Origin of the sequence: Klenkia sp. PcliD-1-E (assembly GCF_024124375.1) — a bacterium.
In the GTDB taxonomy this organism is placed as follows: Bacteria; Actinomycetota; Actinomycetes; order Mycobacteriales; family Geodermatophilaceae; genus Klenkia.
In genome coordinates, this window is record NZ_JAMXRZ010000027.1 from 1 (window position 1) to 21,424 (window position 21,424).

Sequence of the window (21,424 nt, forward strand, 5' to 3'; positions counted from 1 at the left end):
CGGCGGCCCGGCGCTCCCGCTGGGCGGCGGCGCGGGTCACCATCAGGTAGCCGACGACGGCGAGGTCGAGCAGCACCTGCGGGGCCCACAGCCACGAGCGGTAGGCCAGCGCCCCGACCAGCGCCAGCGCCGCGAGGGCGACGATGCCGGCCAAGGTGCGACGGCGGACGGCGTGGACGTCGACGACCAGCTCACCGGTGCGGTACAGCTGCTCGCGGTCGATCGCCACCCGCTCGGTGTCGGCGTGCACGACCGGGTCGACGACCCGTCGCCGACGCAGGGTGCGTCCCGTGTCGACGGCACCCGCCCGGGCCGGTGCCGCGTCGCCGCGGGTGACCACCATGGGCACCAGCACGACGAACCACAGCACGACCAGAGCGGCCAGCAGAACACCCGATCCCATCGCGAACCACCCCGCATCCGTCCTTGGAGCCCGAGTGCGCGACGCCGATCCCTGGCGTCACACGAGTCACACGGGTCACTCGAGTCAGCACGTTAGGGCGCGCCGTCCCCACGTCGGGGGAGGCGCACCGGGACACGACCGTGTCGTGTCGCGCGTCCACGGCGTGTCGCGCCACCGGCGTGTCGCTCAGGCGGCGGAGCGGAGCAGGTGCGCGACGACCCCGCCGGGGTGGTCACCGGCGAGCAGCGCGTAACCCCGGTGGTCGCGCCAGTCGCCGTCGATGTCGAGGTACGAGCGGAACAACCCCTCCTCACGGAAACCCAACCGCTCTACCAATCGGCAGCTGCGACCGTTCTCGGGACGTACGTCGGCCTGGACCCTGTGCAGCCCCGCCGGCCCGAAGGCGTGGTCGCACGCCAGCGCGACCGCCAGGGAGGCGATGCCCCGCCCTGCGGCGGCCCGGTCGATCCAGTAGCCGACGTGGGTGGAGCGCAGCGCGCCGCGCACCACGTTGTCCAGGGTCACCTGGCCGACCAGCCGGTCGCGGTGCCGGACGGCGAAGGGCAGGGACAGACCCGCCTGCGCCCGGCGCAGCGCCGCACGCCGCATGCCGCGGTAGACGGCCGGGGTGTGCCGCGCCGCCCAGGACGCCGGCGCGGTGGGCTCCCAGGGCGCCAGCCACGCCTCGTTCTCCAGCCGGAGCCGGGACCACTCCGCGGCGTCGGAGCGGCGCAACGGGTGCAGCAGCACCTCGCCGTGGGCCAGCTGCGCCGGCCAGCCCGGGTGCAGCGCCGGGTCGGTCCAGAAGGAGGTCAGCTCAGCCGCCGAGCAGCATGGGCATGACGGTGACCAGCCCGCCGGGCGCGACCTCGGTGACGTCCTCGTCGACGACGACCAGGCAGTTGGACCGGGCCGTGCGCGCCAGCGCGGCGTCCTGCCCGTCGTCGACCGGCTCGACCACGTACCCGCCGTCGGGGTGCCGCATGACCTGGCCGTGCAGGTACTGCCGGTACCCCAGGGGGGACAGCAGCTGCTGGGCCGACACGGCCTGCACGGTACGGCGGAACAGCTGCCGCTTGCCGAGCATCAGCCGGATGGCCGGGCGGACGAACACCTCGAAGGCGACCAGCGCGGCCGCCGGCTCGCCGGGGACGCAGATGACGGGGACGCCGTCGCGGCCCAGCCGGCCGAAGGCCTGCACCGGCCCGGGGTGCATCGCGACCTGGGCGAAGGTGACCTCGCCCAGCTGGGCGAGGGCCTCCTGCACCAGGTCGAACCCGCCGCCGGCGAAGGTCCCGGAGATCAGCACGACGTCGCTGCGCAGCAACTGGCTCTCCAGCAGCTCGACCAGCTTGCGCCGGTCGCGGGGCAGGATGCCGCCGCGGTAGGCCTCGGCACCGGCGTCGCGGGCGGCGGCCGCCAGCGCGTAGCTGTTGACGTCGACGACCTGCCCCGGGCCGGGCTGGGTGCCGACGTCGACCAGCTCGCTGCCGGCGCACAGCACGGTCACCCGGGGGCGGGGGTGCACCAGCACGCGGTCGCGGCCGACCGCGGCCAGCAGGCTGATCTGCGCCGGGCCGATGGGGGTGTTCGGGGAGACCGCGGTGTCGCCGACGGCGACGTCCTCGCCGGTGCGCCGGACGTAGGTGCCCGGGGCGAGTTCGGCGTGCACGCCCACGTGCGCGGCCCCGCCGTCGGTCCAGACCGTGGGGACGACGACGTCGGCGCCGGTGGGCAGCATCGCGCCGGCGGCGACCTTGTGCGCCAGGCCCGGGCCGATGGCCGAGGGCTCGGCGGGCCCGGCCAGGCTCTCCCCCACCACGGCCAGGCCGACCGGGTCCTCGGGGCTGGCGCCGGCGGTGTCGACCGAGCGGGCGGCGTATCCGTCGAGGGCGGCCTGCTCGAAGGCGGGCAGGTCGCGGGTGCTGACCACGTGCTCGGCGCAGAGCAGGCCCTGCGCGTCGAGGACGGCGAGCTGGATGGGGTCGGGCGTGGGCGCGGCGGCCAGGATGAGGTCCAGGTGCTGCTCGACGGTGCGGACCACCGGCTCGGCGACGGCCCAGCTGTCGGTGCGCGGCTCGGCGGCGTCCACCCCGGGCAGCTGGTCGCGGTCGACCTGCACGGTGGCGTGCGTGCCGCCGATCGCCTGCGTGCCCGCGACGGCGGCCCCCGACCCGGTCGCGGTGCCGGTCGCGAGGTCGAGCTGGGTGGTCTCCCGGGCACCCCGGAACCAGCCCCGCGTCCTGTCCTCGGTCAACCCCGCCACCGTCACCACCGCCGTCCCGGTCCTCGGACGACCCGGATCGGGCGCCCGACCAGGAATGGTGCCCGCTCGGGGGCGCCGGTCAGGCCTGCGACGCGCCCTCCGGCGGAAGGTCACCGACGAAACTGCGCAGCCACGGCCGCAACGCGGGGCCCAGGTCCTCGCGCTCGACGGCCAGCCGGACGACGGCCTTGAGGTAGTCGAGCTTGTCGCCGGTGTCGTAGCGGCGGCCGGAGAAGACCACGCCGTGCACCGGGACGCCCTGCTCCAGCAGCGCCAGGATGGCGTCGGTCAGCTGGATCTCCCCGCCGCGGCCGGGCGGGGTGCTCCGGATGGCCTCGAAGATCTCCGGCGCCAGCACGTACCGGCCGATGATGGCCAGGCTGGAGGGCGCCTCCTCCTTCTTCGGCTTCTCGACCATGCCGGTGATCGCCACGACGGTGTCGCCCTCGCCGGCGCCGTTCTGCGGGGCGTCCTCGACCGCGACGCAGCCGTACTTGTCGATGTTCTCCGCACCGACGTCGAGCAGCGCGACGACGCACCCGCCGTGCTCGGCCTGCACGGCGAGCATCTGCTCGAGCAGCAGGTCACGGGCGTCGATGAGGTCGTCGCCGAGCAGGACGGCGAAGGGCTCGTCGCCGACGAAGGAGGCCGCCTGCAGCACCGCGTGGCCCAGGCCCTTGGCCTCGCCCTGCCGGACGAAGTGCACCTGGGCGACGTCGGTGGACTTGGCGACGGCGTCGATGCGCGCCTGGTCGCCCTTCTTCTCCAGCGCCGCCTCGAGCTCGGGGGTGCGGTCGAAGAAGTCCTCGATGGCGGCCTTGCCGCGGCCGGTGACCATGAGCACCTCGGCCAGCCCCGCCCGGGCGGACTCCTCGACGATGTACTGCAGCGCCGGCCGGTCGACCACCGGCAGCAGCTCCTTGGGCACCGCCTTGGTGGCGGGCAGGAAGCGCGTGCCCATCCCGGCGACGGGGATGACGGCCTTGCGCGCGGGACGGCGGTTCGTCGGGCTCGGCATGGCGAGGACCCTAGCTAGCCTGCCCCCGTGGCCGACTCCCCCCAGGTGGTGAGCGCGAAGGTGGCCCTGCGCGGACGGCTGCTGGCCGCCCGCGCCGCGCGCTCCCCCGCCGACCGGACGGCGGCCGCGCGGGCGGTGGTCGCGCACCTGCGGCCGCACCTGCGCGGCGCGGTGGCCGGCTACGTGCCGACCGCCGAGGAGCCCGGGCACGGCGCACTGGTGGACGCGCTCGGACGGGAGGCGCTGCTGCCGGTGGTCCCGCCGTCGGGGCGGGTGCTGGCGTGGGCCCGGGGTACGGAGCTGGCCCCGGGCCGGTTCGGGTTGCTGGAGCCGGTGGGGACCCGGCTGCCCCCGGGGACGCTGGCCGAGGCCGCGGTGGTCGTCGTCCCGGCGCTCGCGGTCGGCCTCGACGGCGGCCGGCTGGGCCGCGGCGCCGGCTTCTACGACCGGGCGCTGGCCCACGCCGCGCCCGACGCCGTCCTGGTGGGCGTGGTGTTCGACGAGGAGCTGCTGCCGTCGGTGCCGGTGGACGACCACGACGTCCGCCTGCACGCGGTCGTCACCCCGTCGGCCGGCTGGCGCGACCTGGGGGTGGCCCGACGTCCCTGACGGTCGCCGGCCGTTGCCCCAGTCGGCCACCGTGCAGGGCGTCCGGCCACCCCGACGGACAGGGTGGGATCACTTCCCACCCCTCAGCCGCCGCCGAGGAGGGGGACGTCGGAGACCAGGTGGATGTGCGCGGCCATCGCGGCGGCCGCGGCGTCGGGGTCCCCGGCCCGGATGGCCTCGGCGATCGCGCGGTGGCCCTCCAGCGAGCGGTGCGGCCGGCCCTCCTGGGACAGCGACTCGATGCGGGAGTCCCGGATGCGGTCGGCGATCTCGGCCATGAACCGGGCGAGCAGCGGCGAGTGCCCGGCGGCGGTCACCGCGGCGTGGAACTCCTCGTCGCCGGCCACCCCGCGGCCACCCCGCTCGACGTCGGCGGCCATGCCGGCCAGCGCCGCGTCGATCGCGGCCAGGTCGTCGTCGGTGCGCCGGTGCGCGGCGAGCGCGGCCAGCCGCACCTCCAGCGCCTCGCGCGCCTCGATGACCGCGCCCAGGTCCTCGCGGCGGGCGTCGAGGGCGGCGAGCACGGAGTCCGGCCGCGGCGCGGTGAGCAGGACGGTGCCGTCCCCGTGCCGGACGGCGACCACCCCGGTCACCTCCAGCGCGACCAGCGCCTGGGCCAGCGTCGCCCGGCTGACCCCCAGCGACGCGGCCAGCTCGCGCTCGGCCGGCAGCCGGTCGCCAGGGCCCAGCCCCGAGGACGCCGCCCAGGTGAGCAGCTGGTGCACCACCTGCTCGTAGAGCCGGTTGCGGCGCAGCGGACCCGGACCCACCGGCACCTCCTCGACAGGACGTCGTGACGGGTGCCACACTAGCCCGCGGCTCACTGGCCTAGCCACTGAGCCAGCGGCACCGAGGTGCCGCCCGAGACCGGTACGAGCACGATCCGAGCACAGCCGGCCCACAGCCGGCCCCGACGACGTGGGGGAGACCGTGTCACCCGAGATCATCTCGATCCTGGCGCTGGTGGCGATCTTCGCGATCGCCACCTTCCTGCCCATCAACATGGGCGCGCTGGCCTTCGTGGCCGCCTTCCTCGTCGGCACCCTCGCCGTCGGGATGACCACCGACGACATCCTCGCCGGCTTCCCCGGCGAGCTGGTGCTGACGCTGATCGGCGTCACCTACCTGTTCGCCATCGCGCAGAACAACGGCACCGTCGACCTGCTGGTGCGCGGTGCGGTCCGGCTCGTGGCCGGCCGCGTGGCGCTCATCCCCTGGATCATGTTCGCCGTCACCGGCGTGCTCACCGCCATCGGCGCTCTCGGCCCGGCGGCGGTGGCGATCATCGCGCCGATCGCGCTCGGCTTCGCCGCCCGGTACCGGATCAGCCCGCTGCTGATGGGCATGATGGTCATCCACGGCGCCCAGGCCGGCGGGTTCTCCCCCATCAGCGTCTACGGCGTGACGGTCAACAGCATCGTGGCCGCCAACGACCTGCCGGGCAGCCCGCTCGCGGTCTTCCTCGGCAGCCTGTTCTTCAACCTGGCCATCGGCGTCGTGCTCTTCCTGGTCCTGGGCGGCCGCGGGCTGGCCGGCCGACGGGTGGGCGACGAGCCCGAGGTCGTCCCCGACGGCGACACCGACGCCGAGGTCAGCGGGCACGGCACCGGCGCGGGCTCCACCGTGGACGTCGAGGAGCGCACCGGGGTCACCGCCGAGCAAGTGCTCACCCTGGTGGGCCTCGCCGTCCTCGTCGTCCTGGCGCTGGTGTTCGACCTGGACATCGGCTTCGTCTCGATCACCATCGCCACCGTGCTGGCGCTGTTCTCCGCCGCCCGGCACAAGGGCGCGGTCATGCAGATCAGCTGGTCCACCGTGCTGCTCATCGCCGGCGTGCTCAGCTACGTGTTCGTGCTGCAGGAGGCCGGCACCATCGACTACGTCGGCGAGGGCGTGACCGCGATCGGCATCCCGCTGGTCGTCGCGCTGCTGCTGGCCTACATCGGCGGCATCGTGTCGGCCTTCGCCAGCTCCACGGCGATCATCGGCGTCGCCATCTCCCTCGCCGTGCCGTTCCTGCTCGCCGGCGAGATCGGGGCGGTGGGCGTCGTCGTGGCGCTCTCGGTCGCCTCGACCATCGTCGACGTCAGCCCGTTCTCCACCAACGGCGCCCTGGTGCTCGCCAACGCCCAGGACGTCGACCGCGACCGCTTCTACAAGCAGATCCTCGGCTACTCCGGCATCGTCGTGCTGGTCGGTCCGCTCCTGGCCTGGCTGGTCTTCGTCGTCCCCGGGTGGCTCTAGATGACCGGAGGAACCATGACCGCAGGACCCCTGGACGGCGTGCTCGTCGTCGACCTCACCCGCGCGCTGGCCGGCCCGCACGCCGGGATGATGCTCGGCGACCTCGGCGCCCGGGTGATCAAGGTGGAGAACCCCGGCAGCGGGGACGACACCCGCGGCTGGGGCCCGCCGTTCGTCGACCCGCCCCAGGGGGACAGGGAGTCCACCTACTTCCTGTCCACGAACAAGAACAAGGAGTCGATCACCCTCGACCTCAAGTCCGCCGAGGACAAGGCCGTCCTGACCGAGCTGATCAGGCGCGCCGACGTGCTGCTGGAGAACTTCCGGCCCGGCACCCTGGCCCGCCTGGGCTTCGGCACCGACGTCCTGGCCGAGCTGAACCCGCGGCTGGTCACCCTGGCCATCAGCGGGTTCGGCCACGACGGCCCCGAGGGCGGCCGCGCCGGCTACGACCAGATCGCCCAGGGCGAGGCCGGCCTGATGTCGCTGACCGGTTCCGGGCCCGACGACCCGCAGCGGGTCGGCGTCCCCATCGGGGACCTGCTGGCCGGCATGTACGGCGCCTACGGCGTGCTCGCCGCGCTGCTCGAGCGCGAGCGGACCGGGAAGGGCCAGGTCGTGCGGACGTCGCTGCTGGCCGCCGTCGTCGGCGTGCACGCCTTCCAGGGCACCGCGTGGACCGTGGGCGGGAAGGTCGGCCACGCGCAGGGCAACCACCACCCCTCGATCGCCCCCTACGGCCTGTTCCGGTGCGCCGACGGCGGCTCGGTGCAGCTGTCCTGCGGGTCGGAGTCGCTGTGGCGCAGGCTCTGCGCCGAGTTCGACCTGGCACCGGAGGGCCTGGACACCAACGCCGACCGGGTGGCCCGGCGCGGCGACGTCATCGAGCTGCTGGAGACCGCGTTCGCGCGGATCGATGCCGGGACGCTGCTCGCCCGGCTGTCCGCCGCCGGCGTCCCGGCCGGGAAGGTGCGCACGGTCGACGAGGTCTACGCCTGGGACCAGACGCTGTCCCAGGGCCTGCTCGTCGACGTGGACCACCAGACCCTCGGGACGGTCCAGCTCCCCGGCCCGCCGCTGCGGTTCTTCGCGCCGTCGGCCGACGGCGAGACCGAGACGACCCGCCGGGAGCACGCCGCTCCCCCGGTGCTCGGTGCCGACGGCGACGCCATCCGGGCGTGGTTGCGGTCGTGAGCACCCGGATGGACGCCCGCACCCTGCGGGACCTCGTGCTGGACGCGGACTCGTGGATCTCCTGGGACACCCCGATCGGCCCCCGCGACGTCGACGCGCAGTACGCCGCCGAGCTGGCCGCCGCGCAGGAGAGGTCGCGGCAGGACGAGGCGATCGTGACCGGGGAGGGCCTGCTGCGCGGGCGGCGCGTCGCCGTCGTCGCCGGGGAGTTCGGCTTCCTCGCCGGGTCGATCGGGGTGGCCACCGCCGAGCGGCTGATCCAGGCCATCGAGCGGGCCACCGACGAGGGCCTGCCCCTGCTGGCCGCACCGGTCTCCGGTGGCACCCGGATGCAGGAGGGCACCGTCGCCTTCCTGCAGATGGTCGGCATCACCCAGGCCATCACCCGGCACAAGGACGCGGGCCTCCCCTACCTGGTGTACCTGCGGCACCCCACCTTCGGCGGCGTGCTCGCCTCGTGGGGGTCGTTGGGCCACGTGACCATCGCCGAGCCCGGCGCCTCCATCGGCTTCCTCGGCCCGCGGGTCTACGAGCAGCTGTACGGGGAGCGGTTCCCCGAGGGCGTGCAGACCGCCGAGCACCTGCACGAGCGGGGCGTGATCGACGCCGTCGTGCCGCACGAGCAGGTCGCCGACGTCGCCGACCGGGCGCTGCGGGTGCTCGCGGCCCGGTCCACGTGGCACCGCGACGCCCAGGTCGCCGGGCCGGTGGACGGCGACGGGACCGACGCCGACGACCCCGAGGACGGCCGCACCGCCTGGGACGTCGTCACCGCCTCCCGGCGCACCGACCGGCCCGGCGTCCGGCGGTTGCTGCGGGCCGCGGCCACCGACGTCGTCGCGCTCAACGGCACCGGCGCCGGCGAGGCCGACCCGGGCCTGCTGCTCGCGCTGGCCCGCTTCGGCGGGGCGCCCTGCGTGGTGCTCGGCCAGGACCGGCGCGGCCAGTCCCTGACCGCCCCGCTCGGCCCGGCCGCGCTGCGGGAAGCCCGCCGCGGCATGCGGCTGGCCGCCGAGCTCCGGCTGCCCCTGGTCACGCTCATCGACACCCCGGGAGCGGCGCTGTCCAAGGAGGCCGAGGAGGGCGGGCTGGCCGGGGAGATCGCCCGGTGCCTGGCCGACCTGGTGGTGCTGCGCGCGCCCACCATCGCCGTCCTGCTCGGCCAGGGCACCGGCGGCGGCGCGCTCGCCCTGGTGCCCGCCGACCGGGTGCTCGCCGCGGCCAACGGCTGGCTGGGCCCGTTGCCCCCGGAGGGCGCCTCGGCGATCGTGCACCGGGACGTCGACCACGCCGACGTGATGGCCGCGCAGCAGGGCGTGCGGGCCACCGACCTGTGGCGCGCCGGCATCGTCGACCGGGTGGTGCCCGAGCGCCCCGACGCCGCCGACGAGCCGCAGGAGTTCTGCCAGCGGCTGGGCCGGGTGCTGGCCGAGGAGCTGGCCGGGCTGCTCGGCCGCGACGACGTCGAGCGGATGCGCAGCCGCACCGCGCGCTGGCGCCACCTGGGCCGCCGCGCCCGCTGACCCCCCGCCCGCCGACGCCCGCCCGCCCGCCCGGCGTGGATCAGCTCCGACGACCAGCGTGCATCCTCAACCACCGACGTCGACGGTCGAGGACACACGGTGGTCGTCCCACCTGATCCACGCCGCGGGGACGGCGGTCGGGATGTCGGGCAGGATGCGCGCGTGGCCGACCGACCCGGGGTGCGACGCGTGCGCGCCGACCGCGCCGCCGACCCACCCCCCGCCGACGTCTGGCCGATGACCGTGCCCGCGGTCGCGCAGCTGTGGGCGGAGGGCCTGGACCTGGCGCCGGGGACCACCGTGCTGGTGGGCGAGAACGCGTCGGGCAAGTCCACGCTGGTCGAGGTGCTGGCGGCCGCCCTGGGTCTCAACCCGCAGGGCGGGTCCAGCGGGTCGCGGATGGCGGTCCGCCGGACCGAGCCCGAGGCCCTCCCGCTGGTCGTCGAGCGCTCCCCGGGTGCACCCCGCTGGTCCTACCTGCTGCGGGACGAGACCCTGCACGGCCTCTACTCCTACCTGGAGGACAACCGGGACCCCTTCGCGCCGCCCCGCGAGCCCTCGTTCCACGCCTTCAGCCACGGCGAGGCGTTCCTGTCGATCTTCGAGGACCGGCTGCGCGGGCCGGGGGTCTACCTGCTCGACGAGCCGGACGCCGCGCTGTCCTTCGCCGGGCAGCTGCGGCTGGTGGCCGGACTGCTGCAGCTGGCGGACCAGGGCGCCCAGCTCGTCGTCGCCACCCACTCACCTCTCGTCGCGGCCCTCCCCGGCGCACGGATCCTGGAGGTCGGCCCGTGGGGCCTGCGCCCCACCCGGTGGGACGAGCTGGAGCTGACCGCGAACTGGCGGCAGTTCCTGGACCACCCGGAGGCCTTCCTGCGCCACCTGCGCTGACGGTCAGCGCATGCGCAGCGTCGCGTCGGGGTCCAGGCCGTCGAGGACGGCGGCCAGGGCGCCGTGCAACGCGGCCGCCTGCTCGTCGGTGAGCACGTCGAACAGCGCCTGCCGGACGGCGGCCACGTGCCCCGGCGCCACCGAGCGGACGACGTCCCACCCGTCCTCGAGCAGCACGCACACGTTGCCCCGGCCGTCCTCGGCGGCCCGCTCCCGGCGCACCCAGCCGCGCTCCTCGAGCCGGGCGACGGTGTGCGAGAGCCGGCTCTGGGACTGGTTGGACGTCCGGGCCAGCTCGCTCATCCGCAACCGCCTGCCGGGTGCCTCGGAGAGCATGGCGAGCACGACGTAGGCGGCGTGCGTCAGGCCCGCGTCGCGCTGCAGCTGGGCGTCCAGGGTGCGCGGCAGGAGCTCGCTGACCGACAGCCACAGCCGCCACGTCCGCTGCTGCTGGTCGGTCAGCCACGGCGATGCCACGACCGGGACGGTAAGGGGTGTCTCGTGGACGGCGCACCCGCGGTGGCGCATGATTGGCAGTCGCCGGGTCCGAGTGCCAGCCCGGTTCGCACCGACGGAGGAGCCCAGCACCGTGCCCACGTACCAGTACGCCTGCACCAACCCCGAGACCAAGCACCAGTTCGAGGTGGTCCAGTCGTTCACCGACCCGGCGGTCGAGACCTGCCCGGAGTGCGGGGCGCCGGTGCGCAAGGTCTACGGCTCGGTCGGCGTGGTGTTCAAGGGCTCGGGCTTCTACCGCACCGACAGCCGCGACTCCGGGAAGAAGGCCTCGTCGAGCTCGTCGACGTCGGCCAAGGAGTCCTCCGGCAGCGGCGGGTCCACCGGGGAGAGCTCGTCCTCGTCCTCGACGAGCAGCACCTCGACCTCGAGCTCGTCCTCCAGCTCCTCGAGCAGCACGCCGTCGAGCTGACGTAGCAGACGGCGGACGCACACGCCGGTCGCCGTCCACACCCGGGACGCCCGTCCACAGCTCCACCGCGGCCGGACCGCCGCCGCCCGGGCGGCCCGACGATCGGGTGGTGCCCCTCCCTCCGCTGCGCCGCCCCCGGCACCTCGCGCACACCGTCCGCCGGGTGGCCGCCGGGCTGCTGGCCCTGCTGGCCCTGGCGCTGGCCCTCCGGCCGGCCCCGTCGGCACCCGGCGCGCCGCCCACCGAGCGCGTCGTGGTCGCCGGCGCCGACCTGGCCGCGGGACGGTCGGTCTCCCCCGGCGACCTGGTGGTGGTCGACTGGCCGGCCGACCTGGTGCCCGACGGTGCGGCACGCGACCCGGCGGACCTCGCCGGCGCCCTGCTGGCCGCACCGCTGCGGCGGGGCGAACCGTTCACCGACGCCCGGCTGGTCGGGCCGGGTCTGTGGGCACGGGTCCCACCCGGTCAGGTGGCCGCGCCGGTGCGGCTGGCCGACCTCGCCGTCGCCGCCCTGCTCCGCGCAGGGGACCGGGTCGACGTGCTGGCCACGAGCGAGGACGGCACCACCCGGGTCGTCGCCGGGGACGCGCTGGTGCTGGCCGCACCGCCCGAGGGACCCGACCCCGGCCTGCTCGTGCTGGCCGTGGCGGAGACCACCGCGGCGGAGCTCGCAACCGCGGCCACGCAGGCCACCCTCAGCGCTACCCTCGGCCCGCCCTGACCATGGGTGACCGTCGAGCGACCGGAGGATGGACATGATCAAGGGCTTCAAGGACTTCCTGCTCCGCGGGAACGTCGTCGACCTCGCGGTCGCGGTCGTGATCGGCGCCGCATTCACCGCCGTCGTCACCTCGTTCACCACGTCGTTCCTGGAGCCGCTGATCGGGCTCGTCGGCGGTGGCGGAGAGCTCGGCGGGAGCTTCGTCGTCGACGGCCAGGAGTTCACCTGGGCCGCCTTCGTCAACCAGGTGATCACGTTCGTGCTCACCGCAGCGGTCGTCTACTTCGTGGTGGTGCTGCCCATGAAGAAGCTCGTCGAGCGGCGCCAGCGGGGTGAGGAGGCCGGCCCGGCCGCACCCACCCAGGTCGAGCTGCTCGTCGAGATCCGCGACCTGCTCCGCGCCCAGCAGGGCCAGGGCCCCGGCCACGACCCGTCGGGGCCCGGCACCACCAGCCTGCCCGGCCAGCTCTAGTCGCTGCCCCAGTGCGGCGGCCGGTCGGCGAGGTAGCGCTCGTCCTCGTCGGCCGGCTGCCGGTCACCCCACCCGGTGTCGGCGCCGGGCACCGGTTCCGCGGTCGGCTCGGGGCCGGCGGGGGCGCCCGTCCCCGGTGAGGTGGCACGGCGCCGTGGTCGCACCGACGGCGGCGCGGTGGGCTTGCGGTACCCACCGGCGCGGCCCGGCGGGTCCAGGTCGGGGTCCCTGCTCATCCTGCCGACGGTAGCCCCGCGGATCAGCCGACCGGCTGGCCCAGCCCGTCGAGCACCTCGGCCCCGGGCAGGCCCGCCAGCACCGACCCCGGCACCGCGAGCTTGCTACCCCGGGTGCCCGACCCGACCACCAGCAGCTCCCCCGCCGCCACCGCGGCGTCCACGAGCACCGGCCAGGACGGCGGCAGGCCCACCGGGGTGATGCCGCCGTAGGCCATGCCGCTCTCGGCGACCGCAACGTCCTGCGGGGCGAAGGAGGCCTTGCGGGCACCGAGGTGCCGCCGCACCAGCCCGTTGACGTCGGTGCGGGTGGTGGCCAGCACCAGGCAGGCGGCCAGCGTGGTCTCCCCGCCGCGGCGGGCGGCGACCACCACGCAGTTGGCCGAGGCCGCCGACGGCACCCGGTACGCCTCGCCGAACGCGGCGGTGTCGGCGAGGTCGTCGTCGATCTCGGCCACCCACGCCGGGCCGGTCAGGGACGCGAGCGCGGCCGCCACCGGGGCGGCGAGCAGGTCGGGGCGGTCGGCGGCGGGGACCCAGGCGAGCGTGCCCAGCTGCGGTGCGGTCATCCCCCGATCGTGCCCCAGCCGATCGGCGCGGACCCGGGCAGGATGTCGGCGTGATCGGTCAGCTGCACTCCTACGTCATCGACGCACCCGACGCCCACCGCCTGGCCTGCTTCTACGCGGAGCTGCTCGGGATGCAGGTGCAGGGCACCCCCGGCGACGACTGGGTCGTCGTCACCGGGCAGGGCTACCGGCTGGCCTTCCAGCAGGCCCCGGACCTGCAGCCGCCGGACTGGCCCGACCCGGCCCGACCGCAGCAGGCCCACCTCGACGTCCGGGTGGCCGACATCGACGTCGCGGAACCCGCGGCCCTGGCCCTGGGCGCGCGCCGGCTACCCGGCGGCGGGGGCGACTTCCGGGTCTACGCCGACCCGGTCGGCCACCCGTTCTGCCTCGTCTGGGACGCACCGCTGTGACCGCCCCGGACCTGGGCACCCCGGCGAGCGCCTTCGTCGCCGCCAGCGGGTTCACCCCCGAGGAGATGACCGGCACGAAGGTCACCGGCACGCTCGACCTGGGCCCGGACCAGCACACCCCGTGGGGCGTGGTGCACGGCGGCGTCTACTGCACCGCCGTGGAGTCCGCGGCCAGCATCGGCGCCAGCCTGGCCGTCGCCGACCGCGGCCAGTTCGCGGTCGGCGTCAACAACTCCACCGACTTCCTGCGGCCGGTCACCTCGGGCCGGCTGCAGGTGCTCGCCGAGCCGGTGCAGCAGGGCCGCACCCTGCAGCTGTGGCTGGTCACCCTCACCCGCGCGGACGACGGCAAGGTCGTCGCCCGCGGCCAGGTGCGGCTGCAGAACGTGCCGCTGCCGGGCTGACCCCGTTCTGTCGTACCCGGGTGCCACGCTCTGCCCCACCCGACAGCACCGGAGGCACCCGTGACCCTCGACCGTGAGCGCGACGACCTGCTGGGCACCCTCGCCGAGCACCGGTTCTTCCTGCGCCGCACCGCCGACGGGCTGACCGACGAGCAGGCCCGGCTGCGCACCGGCGCCAGCGAGCTGACCGTCGGCGGCACCATCAAGCACTGCGTCGCCCAGGAACGCATCTGGACCGACTTCCTGGTCCGCGGGGCCGCGGCGCACGACCTGCCCGACGGCGCCTTCGAGGCCCAGTTCGTGCTCGGCCCGGACGAGACACTGGCCGGGGTGCTCGCCGAGCTCGACGAGGTCGCGGCCGCCACCGAGGAGCTGGTGCGCTCCCTCGACGACCTCGACACCGACATCGCGCTGCCCACCGCGCCCTGGTTCCCGCCCGGCGCCCGGTGGTCGCGCCGCAAGGTGCTCGTGCACCTGCTCGCCGAGATCGCCCAGCACTCCGGCCACGCCGACGTCGTCCGCGAGGGCATCGACGGCGCCAAGACGATGGGGTGAGTCAGGCGGCGGGGTCCAGCACCACCCGGAACAGGGCGCGCGGGTCCTGCATGGTGGCCGGTGGCCGCACGGCCGACCGGGGCACGACCCGGTCGAAGCGGGCCGGACGGCGGTGCGGCAGCAGGTCCCGGCCGGCGTAGGCGTAGTCGCCGGTGACCTCGCCCAGCAGCAGCCCCGACCCTCCGCCCACCGGCACCGCCACGGCGTCCCCGGGCTGCACCTCGTGCAGGAGGGCGGCCAGCTGGCGCAGGTCCTTGGCCGGCCGCTTCCCGGTCAGCTCGTGCGCCAGGGCCCGCAGCGCGGGCAGCTCCAGCCCCGTCGCGTCGACGTCCACCCACGACTGGGTGCCCAGCCCCACGACCCCGGTGGCGAGCGCGGCCCCGAGCTCCGGGTGCGCGCGGGGCCGCACGACCCAGACCGGCACGCCCGAGGGCGGCGGGGTGGGCGGCACGTCGTCGGCGGCCGGCCAGACGTAGTCCAGGTCGTCGGGGTCACCGGCGAACAGGGTCGCGTAGGTGGCCGGTTCCTTGCCCAGCAGCTTCGACCGGTGCGACAGGTGCAGGGCCTCGTCACCGAGCCAGCTCGGCAGCTGCCCGGCGGCACCGAGCTCGGCCTGGGTGCCCACCCCGGGCGCGAACTCCTCGATCTGCGCGGCGGTGGAGTCGGCGAAGCCGCGGGCCACCCACTCGGCGGCCATGTCCAGGCCGTAGCGGACCAGCGCCGGGGTGCGGCCTCGCCACATCACCACCGCGGGGTGCGTCGTCCAGCCGTAGTCGGGCAGCTCCAGCGCGCGCAGGATCTGCAGGGTCTCGACCCGCTGCTTGCCCAGCCGCGGGGCGTCCAGGAGGCGGGCGCTGCCGGCGAAGTCGGCGACGGGGAGGAAGGTCTGCACCGGGTCCAGTCTGGGTCAGCCGCGCTCGTCCAGCGCGGCGAGCGCGGACTCCCAGCGGTCCCGGCGTTCGTCGTCGCTCTGCTCCCACCACGCCGTGCCGCGCTCCCCGAGGCCGGTCTTGGCCAGCTGCACCCGGGCGCGGGCCGCGGCCACGGCGTCGTCGTCGCCCCTGGCCGCACGCACCCCGCTGCGCCCGACGCCGAGGTGGTGCAGCAGCCGCTCCCGGACGTCGTCGGGCAGCTGCGGGTCCTGTGCCCGCCAGCGCCGGCCGTCGACCACGAGCCAGCGGCCGTCCTCGGTGCGCTCCACCTCCCGGCGGGTCACCGGGCCAGCCGGTCGGCCAAGGCGGGCAGCACCGATCCCAGCGGGGCGTCGACGCGGACGTCGGCCTTGTCGTCCCCGCGGGTGGGCCCGCAGTTGACGATCGCGACCGGGATGCCCTCCTTCTCCGCGCGCAGCACGAACCGGTAGCCGCTCATCACGGTCAACGACGACCCGAGCACCACCAGGGAGCGGGCCGAGCAGACGGCCGCGTAGGCCGCGGCGACCCGGTCGGGCGGGACGGTCTCGCCGAAGAAGACCACGTCGGGCTTGAGCGGACCGCCACCGCAGGCCAGGCAGTCGACCATGACGAAGCCGTCCAGGGCCTCCTCGGGCAGCTCGACGTCGCCGTCGGGGTTGACCTCGTCGTCGACCGGCTCGGGCCGGAAACCAGGGTTGACCTCGCGCAGCCGCAGGTCCAGCTCGGCGCGGGGGGCGACGTCCCCGCACTGCAGGCACACGGTGCGGTCCAGCCCGCCGTGCAGCTCCAGCACGTCGGTGGCCCCGCCGGCCTGGTGCAGCCCGTCGACGTTCTGCGTGATGATCCCGCCGACCAGGCCGGCGTCCTGCAGCGCGGCGACGGCGCGGTGCCCGGCGTTGGGCCGCGCCCCGGCGATCTGCCGCCAGCCCACGAAGCTGCGCGCCCAGTACCGGTGCCGACCGCGGGGGTCGCGGGTGAAGGTCTGCCAGGTCATCGGGGTGTGCCGGCGCAGCGACCCGGTGGCCCCGCGGTAGTCGGGGATGCCGGAGTCGGTCGAGAGCCCGGCCCCGGACAGCACGACGGCGTTGCCGTTGCCGACCAGGCGGGCCAGGTCGTCCAGGTCGGGGACGACGGTGAGCGGTGCGGTCACCCCGCCCATGGTCCCCGTTTCAGCGCAGCTCTGCCTCGAGCCGCTCGAGGATGCCCGTGTAGGAGCGGGCCAGGCCCTTGGGCGCGAAGGTGCGCTCGAAGAACCCGCCGATGCCCGAGGCGCCGTCCCAGGTGGTGCGCACCCGCACCGTCGAGGCGCCCGCGTCGGCCGGGTGCACGGTCCAGGTGGTGACCATGGAGGAGTTCTGGTCCCGCTCCACCAGGCCCTCGGGACCGTCGGTCACCGCGACGAGCTGGTCGCGCACCCGCTTGGACGTGGCGGCGAAGCGCCAGTGCACCCGGGTGCCGTCGCCCTGGCCGCCGGACACGACCCGCCAGTCGCTGAACTGCGGGCCGGCGATCCGCTGCCGGGTGCCGGCGTAGTCGGCGAGGGCTGCCCGGACCCGGTCGGCGGGGGCGGCGACGACGTGCTCTGCGGTGGCGACGACCTGGCTCATGCCCCCCAGTCTGCCCGCCCCGCGCCGACCGGCCTTCCCGGCACCGATCAGCTCCGACGACCAGCGTGCGTCCTCCGCCGTCGACACCGGTGGCGGAGGATGCACGCCGGTGGCGGAGGACCGTCTCCGCGGAGACGCCCGCGCGCTACTGCAGGTCCTCGACGGTCATGGCCGAGGGGTCGAAGGCGCGGTGCTCGACCAGGACCATCCAGTTGCCGGAGTTGTCGCGCATCAGCGCCTCGACGCCGTAGGGCCGCTCGGCCGGGGGCTGGATGAACGTGACGCCCTTGGCCGACAGCTCCTCGTAGGTCCTCCGGCAGTCCTCGACCGCCAGCCCGATGCCGGGCAGCCCACCCTCGGCCTGCGCGCGCTGCATGGCCGCGACGAGGTCGTCGGACAGCGGCTTGCCCGGCGTGGTCAGGTGCACCGACAGCTCGGGCTGGCTGGGGTGCCGGACGGTGCACCAGCGGAAGTCCTCGGCCAGCTGGATGTCCTCCTGCTCCTCGAAGCCCAGCACGTCGGTGTAGAACGCCTTGGCCTCGGAGATGTCGGTCACCCACACGCTGACCAGCGAGATGTTCGAGATCGTCATGCCGAGGACGCTAGGGGCCGCCGCCCCCCGGGTGCTTCTCCCCGCTTGCGGTCATGCCGCGCATGAACACCCAGCAGCCGGGGACGTGCGGCGCGCCGGTCGCCGCCCACCGCCGCTGGTAGGCGCTCGGGGTCTCCCCCACCAGCTCCCGGAACCGGCTGGAGAAGGACCCGAGGCTGGAGAAGCCCACCAGGTGGCAGACCTCGGTGACGGTGAGGTTCGTCGTCCGCAGCAGGTCCTGGGCGCGCTCGACCCGGCGGCGCGAGAGGTGCGCGGCCGGGGAGACGCCGTAGGTGGCGGTGAACAGCCGCTGGAAGTGCCACGGGCTCAGCGCCGCGACCGCGGCCAGCTGGGCGAGGGTCAGCGGCTGGTCGTAGTGCCGGTCGGCGTGGTCGCGGGCCCGGCGCAGGTGCACCAGCACGTCGTCGTGCGCCCGGGTCATCCGTCCCCCTTCCCCCGCGTGATCATGGGTTTCGTGCCCGCCGACGCGCCGTGCCCCGCGTGTCGACCGGCCACAACTCCATGATCAACCGGGCGCGACGGCGGTGAGCGCGTGGCGGGCGATCTGTAGTTCCTCGTTCGTGGGCACCACCAGCACCGGCACCGGGCCGTCGTCCGGGCTGACCAGCCGCGCCACCCGCTCCCCCGCCCCGTTGCGCGCGGGGTCGACGGCCAGCCCGAGGTGGCCCAGGCCGCCGACCACCCGGGCCCGCACCTCGGGGCTGTTCTCCCCCACCCCGGCGGTGAAGACCAGCGCGTCCAGGCCGCCGAGGTGCGCCAAGTAGGCGCCGACGTAGCCCCGGACGCGGTGGGCGTAGACGTCGAGGGCGAGCTCGGCCTGCGCGTCCCCGCCGCCGGCCGCGGCCAGCACGTCGCGCAGGTCGCCGGAGCCGGTGAGCCCGGCCAGGCCGCTGCGCCGGTTGAGCAGCGTGTCGACCTCGTCGACGGTCATCCCGGAGCGCAGCAGGTGCAGCACGGCACCGGGGTCGAGGTCACCGCCGCGGGTGCCCATGACCAGGCCCTTGAGCGGGGTCAGCCCCATCGAGGTGGCCACCGACCGACCACCCGACACCGCGCACGCCGACGCACCGTTGCCCAGGTGCAGCACCACGAACCGGCCGGCGTGGCCGAGGAAGCGGGCCGCCTCCTGCGACACGTACTCGTGCGAGGTGCCGTGGAAGCCGTACCGCCGGATGCCCCGGTCCGCGGCGAGCCCGGCGTCGATGGCGTAGGTCGCGGCCTCGGGCGGGATGGTCGCGTGGAAGGCGGTGTCGAAGACCGCGACCTGCGGCACGCCGGGGAACGTCGCCCGGGCGGCCCGGATGCCGAGCAGGCCGGGCGGGTTGTGCAGCGGCGCCAGGGCCGCGAGCTCCTCGACGGCGGCCTCCACCGCGTCGTCGACCACCACCGGTGCGCTGAACCGGGCACCGCCGTGGACCACCCGGTGGCCGACCACGTCCGGCGCGAGGTCCGCACCGGAGGAGGTGCAGGTGGCCAGCATCAGCGCCAGCGCCGCGCGGTGGTCGGGGACGTCGGCGTCCACGATGACCTCTCCGCCCGGGCCGCGGTGCGTGATCCTGCCGGCCCCGCCGATCCGCTCGACCAGGCCCGAGGCCACCACCTGCTCGGCGTGGTCGAGCAGCTGGTACTTCAGCGACGAGGACCCGCTGTTGACCACCAGGACCGTGGTCACCGGCCGGCCGCCTGCACCGCCGTGATGGCGACGGTGTTGACGATGTCGCGGACGGTGGCCCCCCGGGACAGGTCGTTGACCGGGGCGTTCAGTCCCTGCAGCACCGGCCCGATGGCCACCGCGCCGGCCGAGCGCTGCACCGCCTTGTAGGTGTTGTTGCCGGTGTTCAGGTCGGGGAACACGAACACCGTGGCCCGCCCGGCCACCGACGAGCCCGGCATCTTGGCCGCGCCCACCTCGGGGTCGGCGGCGGCGTCGTACTGCATCGGGCCGTCGACGACGAGCTCCGGGGCGCGCTCCCGGACCAGCCGGGTGGCCTCGCGCACCTTGTCCACGTCGGCACCCGACCCCGACGTCCCCGTGGAGTAGGACAGCATCGCCACCCGCGGCTCGATGCCGAACTCGGCCGCCGTGGCCGCCGAGGAGATCGCGATGTCGGCCAGCTGCGCGGCGTCGGGCAGCGGGTTGACCGCGCAGTCGCCGTAGACCAGCACCCGGTCGGCCAGCGCCATGAGGAAGACGCTGGACACCACCGACACCCCGGGCCGGGTGCGGATGACCTCGAAGGCCGGCCGGATGGTGTGCGCGGTGGTGTGCGCGGCGCCGGAGACCATGCCGCCGACCAGGCCGAGGTGGACCATGAGCGTGCCGAAGTACGACACGTCGGGGACGACGTCGTAGGCCGCCTCGACGGTCATCCCGCGGTGGGCGCGCAGCGCGGCGTACTCCTGGGCGAACCGGGTGCGCAGCTGCTCGTCGAAGGGGTCCACCACCTGCGCGGCGGCGATGTCCAGACCCAGCTCGGAGGCCCGGCCGCGCACCTTCGCCTCCTCGCCCAGGATGGTCAGCCGGGCGATCCGCCGGGCCAGCACCGTGGACGCCGCGCGCAGCACCCGGTCGTCGTCCCCCTCGGGCAGCACGACGTGCTGGTCGGCGGCCCGCGCCCGCTCGGTGAGCAGGTGCTCGAACATCAGCGGGGTGACGACGGTCGAGGGGCCGACGTCCAGGCCGTCGAGCAGCTGGCGGGTGTCGACCGCCTCGTCGAACAGCGCGATCGACCGTTCGGCCTTGCGCGGGGAGTCCGAGGCGATGAGGCCGCGGGTGCGGATGACCCGGGCGGTGGTGTCGAAGGTGCCCAGCTGCGTGCGCACGATCGGCAGCGAGCTGCCCAGGCCGGCGATCAGCTGCAGCACCGGGTCGGGCAGGTCGATGCCGCCGTTGAGCAGGATGCCGGTCGGCGAGGGGTAGGTGCCGGCCGCGTGCGCGGTCATCACGGCCAGGACGACGTCCGGCCGGTCGCCGGGGACGACGACGACCGAGCCCTCCAGCAGCCGCGGCAGCACGTTGACCATCGACATCGCCGCCACCACGACGCCCATCGCCTCGCGGTCCATCAGCGCGGGGTCCCCGGCCACCAGCTCGCCGTCGACGGCCGCCGCGACCGAGGCGAAGGTCGGCGCGATGAGCACCGGTTCCTCGGGGATCGCCCACACCGGCCGGTCGGTGACGGCCTGCACCGCGGCCACGCCCTCGGTCAGCCGGTCGGGGTCGGCGCGGTTGAGCACGACGGCGACCACCCCGGCGTGCTCGGCGGCCAGCTCCCGCAGCGCCGGCTCGGCGACCGCGGCCAGGACCTCGGGCGCGCGGGCGGGTGCCTGGCCCAGCTGCTCGGCGCCGGCCGGGTCCCGGCCGCCCAGCACCAGGACGACGGGGGTGCCGAGGTTGGCCGCGATCCGGGCGTTGAAGGACAGCTCGGTCGGCGAGGAGACGTCGGTGAAGTCCGAGCCGACGACCACCACGGCGTCGCAGCGGGCCTCCACCGCCTTGTACCGCTCGACGATCCGCGCCAGCGCGGCGTCGCCGTCGGCGTGCACGTCGTCGTAGGTGACGCCGACGGCCTCGGCGAACCCCACCCCGGCGGTGGTCCGGGCCAGCAGGGTGGAAAGCACCGGGTCGGTGGCCCCGCGGGCGATCGGCCGGAAGACCCCGACCCGGCCGACCTCGCGGGTCAGGGTGTGCAGCAGGCCCAGGGCGACGACGGACTTCCCGGAGTGGCCCTCGACGGAGGCGACGTACACGCTGCGGGCCACGGGGCTCCTCGGCTGGCTGGGCTCGTGGCAGGCGGCGCCGTCGAGCTGCGGGTCGCTGTCCTCGGGGACGCTAGCCGACCGA

26 protein-coding genes and 1 pseudogene are annotated in these 21,424 nt (G+C 75.4%); 11 read left to right on the top strand and 16 right to left on the bottom strand.

Annotated elements, in window-relative coordinates; all coding sequences use genetic code 11:
- The 4 genes and pseudogenes from NH342_RS07475 to NH342_RS07490 form a co-directional block, all read right to left on the bottom strand.
- Window positions 1-403: pseudogene (locus NH342_RS07475) on the bottom strand (hypothetical protein); the annotation flags it as partial.
- A gap of 186 nt (window positions 404-589) precedes the next feature.
- Window positions 590-1,153, bottom strand: a complete 564-nt coding sequence (locus NH342_RS07480) for a GNAT family N-acetyltransferase (protein ID WP_253013301.1) — start codon at window positions 1,151-1,153, stop codon at window positions 590-592.
- Between the two features lie 67 nt (window positions 1,154-1,220).
- Window positions 1,221-2,660: a gephyrin-like molybdotransferase Glp gene (glp, locus tag NH342_RS07485; protein WP_256479697.1), complete on the bottom strand. Its 1,440-nt coding sequence runs from the start codon at window positions 2,658-2,660 to the stop codon at window positions 1,221-1,223.
- Between the two features lie 88 nt (window positions 2,661-2,748).
- Window positions 2,749-3,687, bottom strand: a complete 939-nt coding sequence (locus NH342_RS07490) for a UTP--glucose-1-phosphate uridylyltransferase (protein ID WP_253013305.1) — start codon at window positions 3,685-3,687, stop codon at window positions 2,749-2,751.
- Between the two features lie 27 nt (window positions 3,688-3,714).
- On the opposite strand from NH342_RS07490, the gene NH342_RS07495 reads away from it, so the two are divergent.
- Window positions 3,715-4,296: a 5-formyltetrahydrofolate cyclo-ligase gene (locus NH342_RS07495; RefSeq protein ID WP_253013307.1), complete on the top strand. Its 582-nt coding sequence runs from the start codon at window positions 3,715-3,717 to the stop codon at window positions 4,294-4,296.
- An 83-nt stretch (window positions 4,297-4,379) separates the two neighbouring features.
- On the opposite strand, the gene NH342_RS07500 is transcribed toward NH342_RS07495, so the two are convergent.
- Window positions 4,380-5,066, bottom strand: a complete 687-nt coding sequence (locus tag NH342_RS07500) for a FadR/GntR family transcriptional regulator (protein ID WP_253013309.1) — start codon at window positions 5,064-5,066, stop codon at window positions 4,380-4,382.
- Window positions 5,067-5,226: 160 nt separating this feature from the next.
- Here NH342_RS07500 and NH342_RS07505 point away from each other — a divergent pair, with 160 nt between their 5' ends.
- From NH342_RS07505 to NH342_RS07520, 4 genes are all read left to right on the top strand, one after another.
- A complete protein-coding gene (locus NH342_RS07505) occupies window positions 5,227-6,540 on the top strand; it encodes an SLC13 family permease (protein WP_253013311.1) in 1,314 nt (437 codons plus the stop codon).
- Between the two features lie 15 nt (window positions 6,541-6,555).
- The gene (locus NH342_RS07510; protein WP_253013313.1) at window positions 6,556-7,734 is read left to right on the top strand and encodes a CaiB/BaiF CoA-transferase family protein; all 1,179 of its coding nucleotides are present in this window, start codon (window positions 6,556-6,558) and stop codon (window positions 7,732-7,734) included.
- Window positions 7,731-9,257, top strand: a complete 1,527-nt coding sequence (locus tag NH342_RS07515) for an acetyl-CoA carboxylase carboxyltransferase subunit alpha/beta (protein WP_253013315.1) — start codon at window positions 7,731-7,733, stop codon at window positions 9,255-9,257. Before NH342_RS07510 ends, NH342_RS07515 begins: the two co-directional genes overlap by 4 nt.
- A 189-nt stretch (window positions 9,258-9,446) precedes the next feature.
- On the top strand, window positions 9,447-10,148 hold the full coding sequence (locus tag NH342_RS07520) for an AAA family ATPase (protein ID WP_253013317.1): 702 nt from the start codon (window positions 9,447-9,449) through the stop codon (window positions 10,146-10,148).
- A 3-nt stretch (window positions 10,149-10,151) separates the two neighbouring features.
- Here the strand turns inward: NH342_RS07520 and NH342_RS07525 are convergent, their stop codons facing one another.
- Complete coding sequence (locus NH342_RS07525) at window positions 10,152-10,625, bottom strand: MarR family winged helix-turn-helix transcriptional regulator (protein ID WP_253013319.1); 474 nt, start codon at window positions 10,623-10,625, stop codon at window positions 10,152-10,154.
- Window positions 10,626-10,737: 112 nt separating this feature from the next.
- On the opposite strand from NH342_RS07525, the gene NH342_RS07530 reads away from it, so the two are divergent.
- The 3 genes from NH342_RS07530 (at window position 10,738) to mscL (ending at window position 12,269) form a co-directional block, all read left to right on the top strand.
- On the top strand, window positions 10,738-11,076 hold the full coding sequence (locus NH342_RS07530; RefSeq protein ID WP_253013321.1) for an FmdB family zinc ribbon protein: 339 nt from the start codon (window positions 10,738-10,740) through the stop codon (window positions 11,074-11,076).
- A gap of 109 nt (window positions 11,077-11,185) precedes the next feature.
- The gene (cpaB, locus tag NH342_RS07535; RefSeq protein WP_253013323.1) at window positions 11,186-11,797 is read left to right on the top strand and encodes a Flp pilus assembly protein CpaB; all 612 of its coding nucleotides are present in this window, start codon (window positions 11,186-11,188) and stop codon (window positions 11,795-11,797) included.
- A 28-nt stretch (window positions 11,798-11,825) separates the two neighbouring features.
- Window positions 11,826-12,269 (top strand): large conductance mechanosensitive channel protein MscL, encoded by a 444-nt coding sequence (gene mscL / locus NH342_RS07540; RefSeq protein WP_253013325.1) that lies wholly within the window; start codon window positions 11,826-11,828, stop codon window positions 12,267-12,269.
- Here the strand turns inward: mscL and NH342_RS07545 are convergent.
- Both NH342_RS07545 and NH342_RS07550 read right to left on the bottom strand, forming a co-directional pair.
- Window positions 12,266-12,505: a hypothetical protein gene (locus tag NH342_RS07545; protein WP_253013327.1), complete on the bottom strand. Its 240-nt coding sequence runs from the start codon at window positions 12,503-12,505 to the stop codon at window positions 12,266-12,268. The genes mscL and NH342_RS07545 overlap by 4 nt on opposite strands.
- 23 nt (window positions 12,506-12,528) lie before the next feature.
- Window positions 12,529-13,074, bottom strand: a complete 546-nt coding sequence (locus NH342_RS07550; RefSeq protein ID WP_253013329.1) for a YbaK/EbsC family protein — start codon at window positions 13,072-13,074, stop codon at window positions 12,529-12,531.
- A 50-nt stretch (window positions 13,075-13,124) separates the two neighbouring features.
- Here NH342_RS07550 and NH342_RS07555 point away from each other — a divergent pair, with 50 nt between their 5' ends.
- Genes NH342_RS07555 through NH342_RS07565 form a run of 3 tightly spaced genes read left to right on the top strand, consistent with a single transcriptional unit; the run spans window position 13,125 to window position 14,446 of the window.
- Window positions 13,125-13,487: a VOC family protein gene (locus tag NH342_RS07555; protein ID WP_253013331.1), complete on the top strand. Its 363-nt coding sequence runs from the start codon at window positions 13,125-13,127 to the stop codon at window positions 13,485-13,487.
- On the top strand, window positions 13,484-13,891 hold the full coding sequence (locus tag NH342_RS07560; RefSeq protein ID WP_253013333.1) for a PaaI family thioesterase: 408 nt from the start codon (window positions 13,484-13,486) through the stop codon (window positions 13,889-13,891). Before NH342_RS07555 ends, NH342_RS07560 begins: the two co-directional genes overlap by 4 nt.
- A gap of 60 nt (window positions 13,892-13,951) precedes the next feature.
- A complete protein-coding gene (locus tag NH342_RS07565; RefSeq protein ID WP_253013335.1) occupies window positions 13,952-14,446 on the top strand; it encodes a DinB family protein in 495 nt (164 codons plus the stop codon).
- 1 nt (window position 14,447) lies between these two features.
- Here NH342_RS07565 and NH342_RS07570 read toward each other — a convergent pair whose 3' ends face one another.
- The 8 genes from NH342_RS07570 to pta form a co-directional block, all read right to left on the bottom strand.
- Window positions 14,448-15,338 (bottom strand): MSMEG_6728 family protein, encoded by an 891-nt coding sequence (locus NH342_RS07570; protein WP_253013337.1) that lies wholly within the window; start codon window positions 15,336-15,338, stop codon window positions 14,448-14,450.
- Between the two features lie 15 nt (window positions 15,339-15,353).
- Window positions 15,354-15,662, bottom strand: a complete 309-nt coding sequence (locus NH342_RS07575; protein WP_253013339.1) for a biopolymer transporter Tol — start codon at window positions 15,660-15,662, stop codon at window positions 15,354-15,356.
- A complete protein-coding gene (locus NH342_RS07580; RefSeq protein WP_374209418.1) occupies window positions 15,659-16,519 on the bottom strand; it encodes an NAD-dependent protein deacetylase in 861 nt (286 codons plus the stop codon). The genes NH342_RS07575 and NH342_RS07580 overlap by 4 nt, the downstream gene beginning before the upstream one ends.
- A gap of 10 nt (window positions 16,520-16,529) precedes the next feature.
- On the bottom strand, window positions 16,530-16,967 hold the full coding sequence (locus NH342_RS07585; protein ID WP_253013343.1) for an SRPBCC family protein: 438 nt from the start codon (window positions 16,965-16,967) through the stop codon (window positions 16,530-16,532).
- 145 nt (window positions 16,968-17,112) lie between these two features.
- Window positions 17,113-17,559, bottom strand: coding sequence for a VOC family protein (locus NH342_RS07590; protein WP_253013345.1), 447 nt, complete (start codon window positions 17,557-17,559; stop codon window positions 17,113-17,115).
- Window positions 17,560-17,569: 10 nt separating this feature from the next.
- The gene (locus NH342_RS07595; protein WP_253013347.1) at window positions 17,570-18,001 is read right to left on the bottom strand and encodes a helix-turn-helix transcriptional regulator; all 432 of its coding nucleotides are present in this window, start codon (window positions 17,999-18,001) and stop codon (window positions 17,570-17,572) included.
- 84 nt (window positions 18,002-18,085) lie between these two features.
- A complete protein-coding gene (locus NH342_RS07600) occupies window positions 18,086-19,252 on the bottom strand; it encodes an acetate/propionate family kinase (RefSeq protein ID WP_253013349.1) in 1,167 nt (388 codons plus the stop codon).
- The gene (pta, locus tag NH342_RS07605) at window positions 19,249-21,342 is read right to left on the bottom strand and encodes a phosphate acetyltransferase (RefSeq protein ID WP_253013351.1); all 2,094 of its coding nucleotides are present in this window, start codon (window positions 21,340-21,342) and stop codon (window positions 19,249-19,251) included. The genes NH342_RS07600 and pta overlap by 4 nt, the downstream gene beginning before the upstream one ends.
- Window positions 21,343-21,424: the final 82 nt, after the last annotated feature.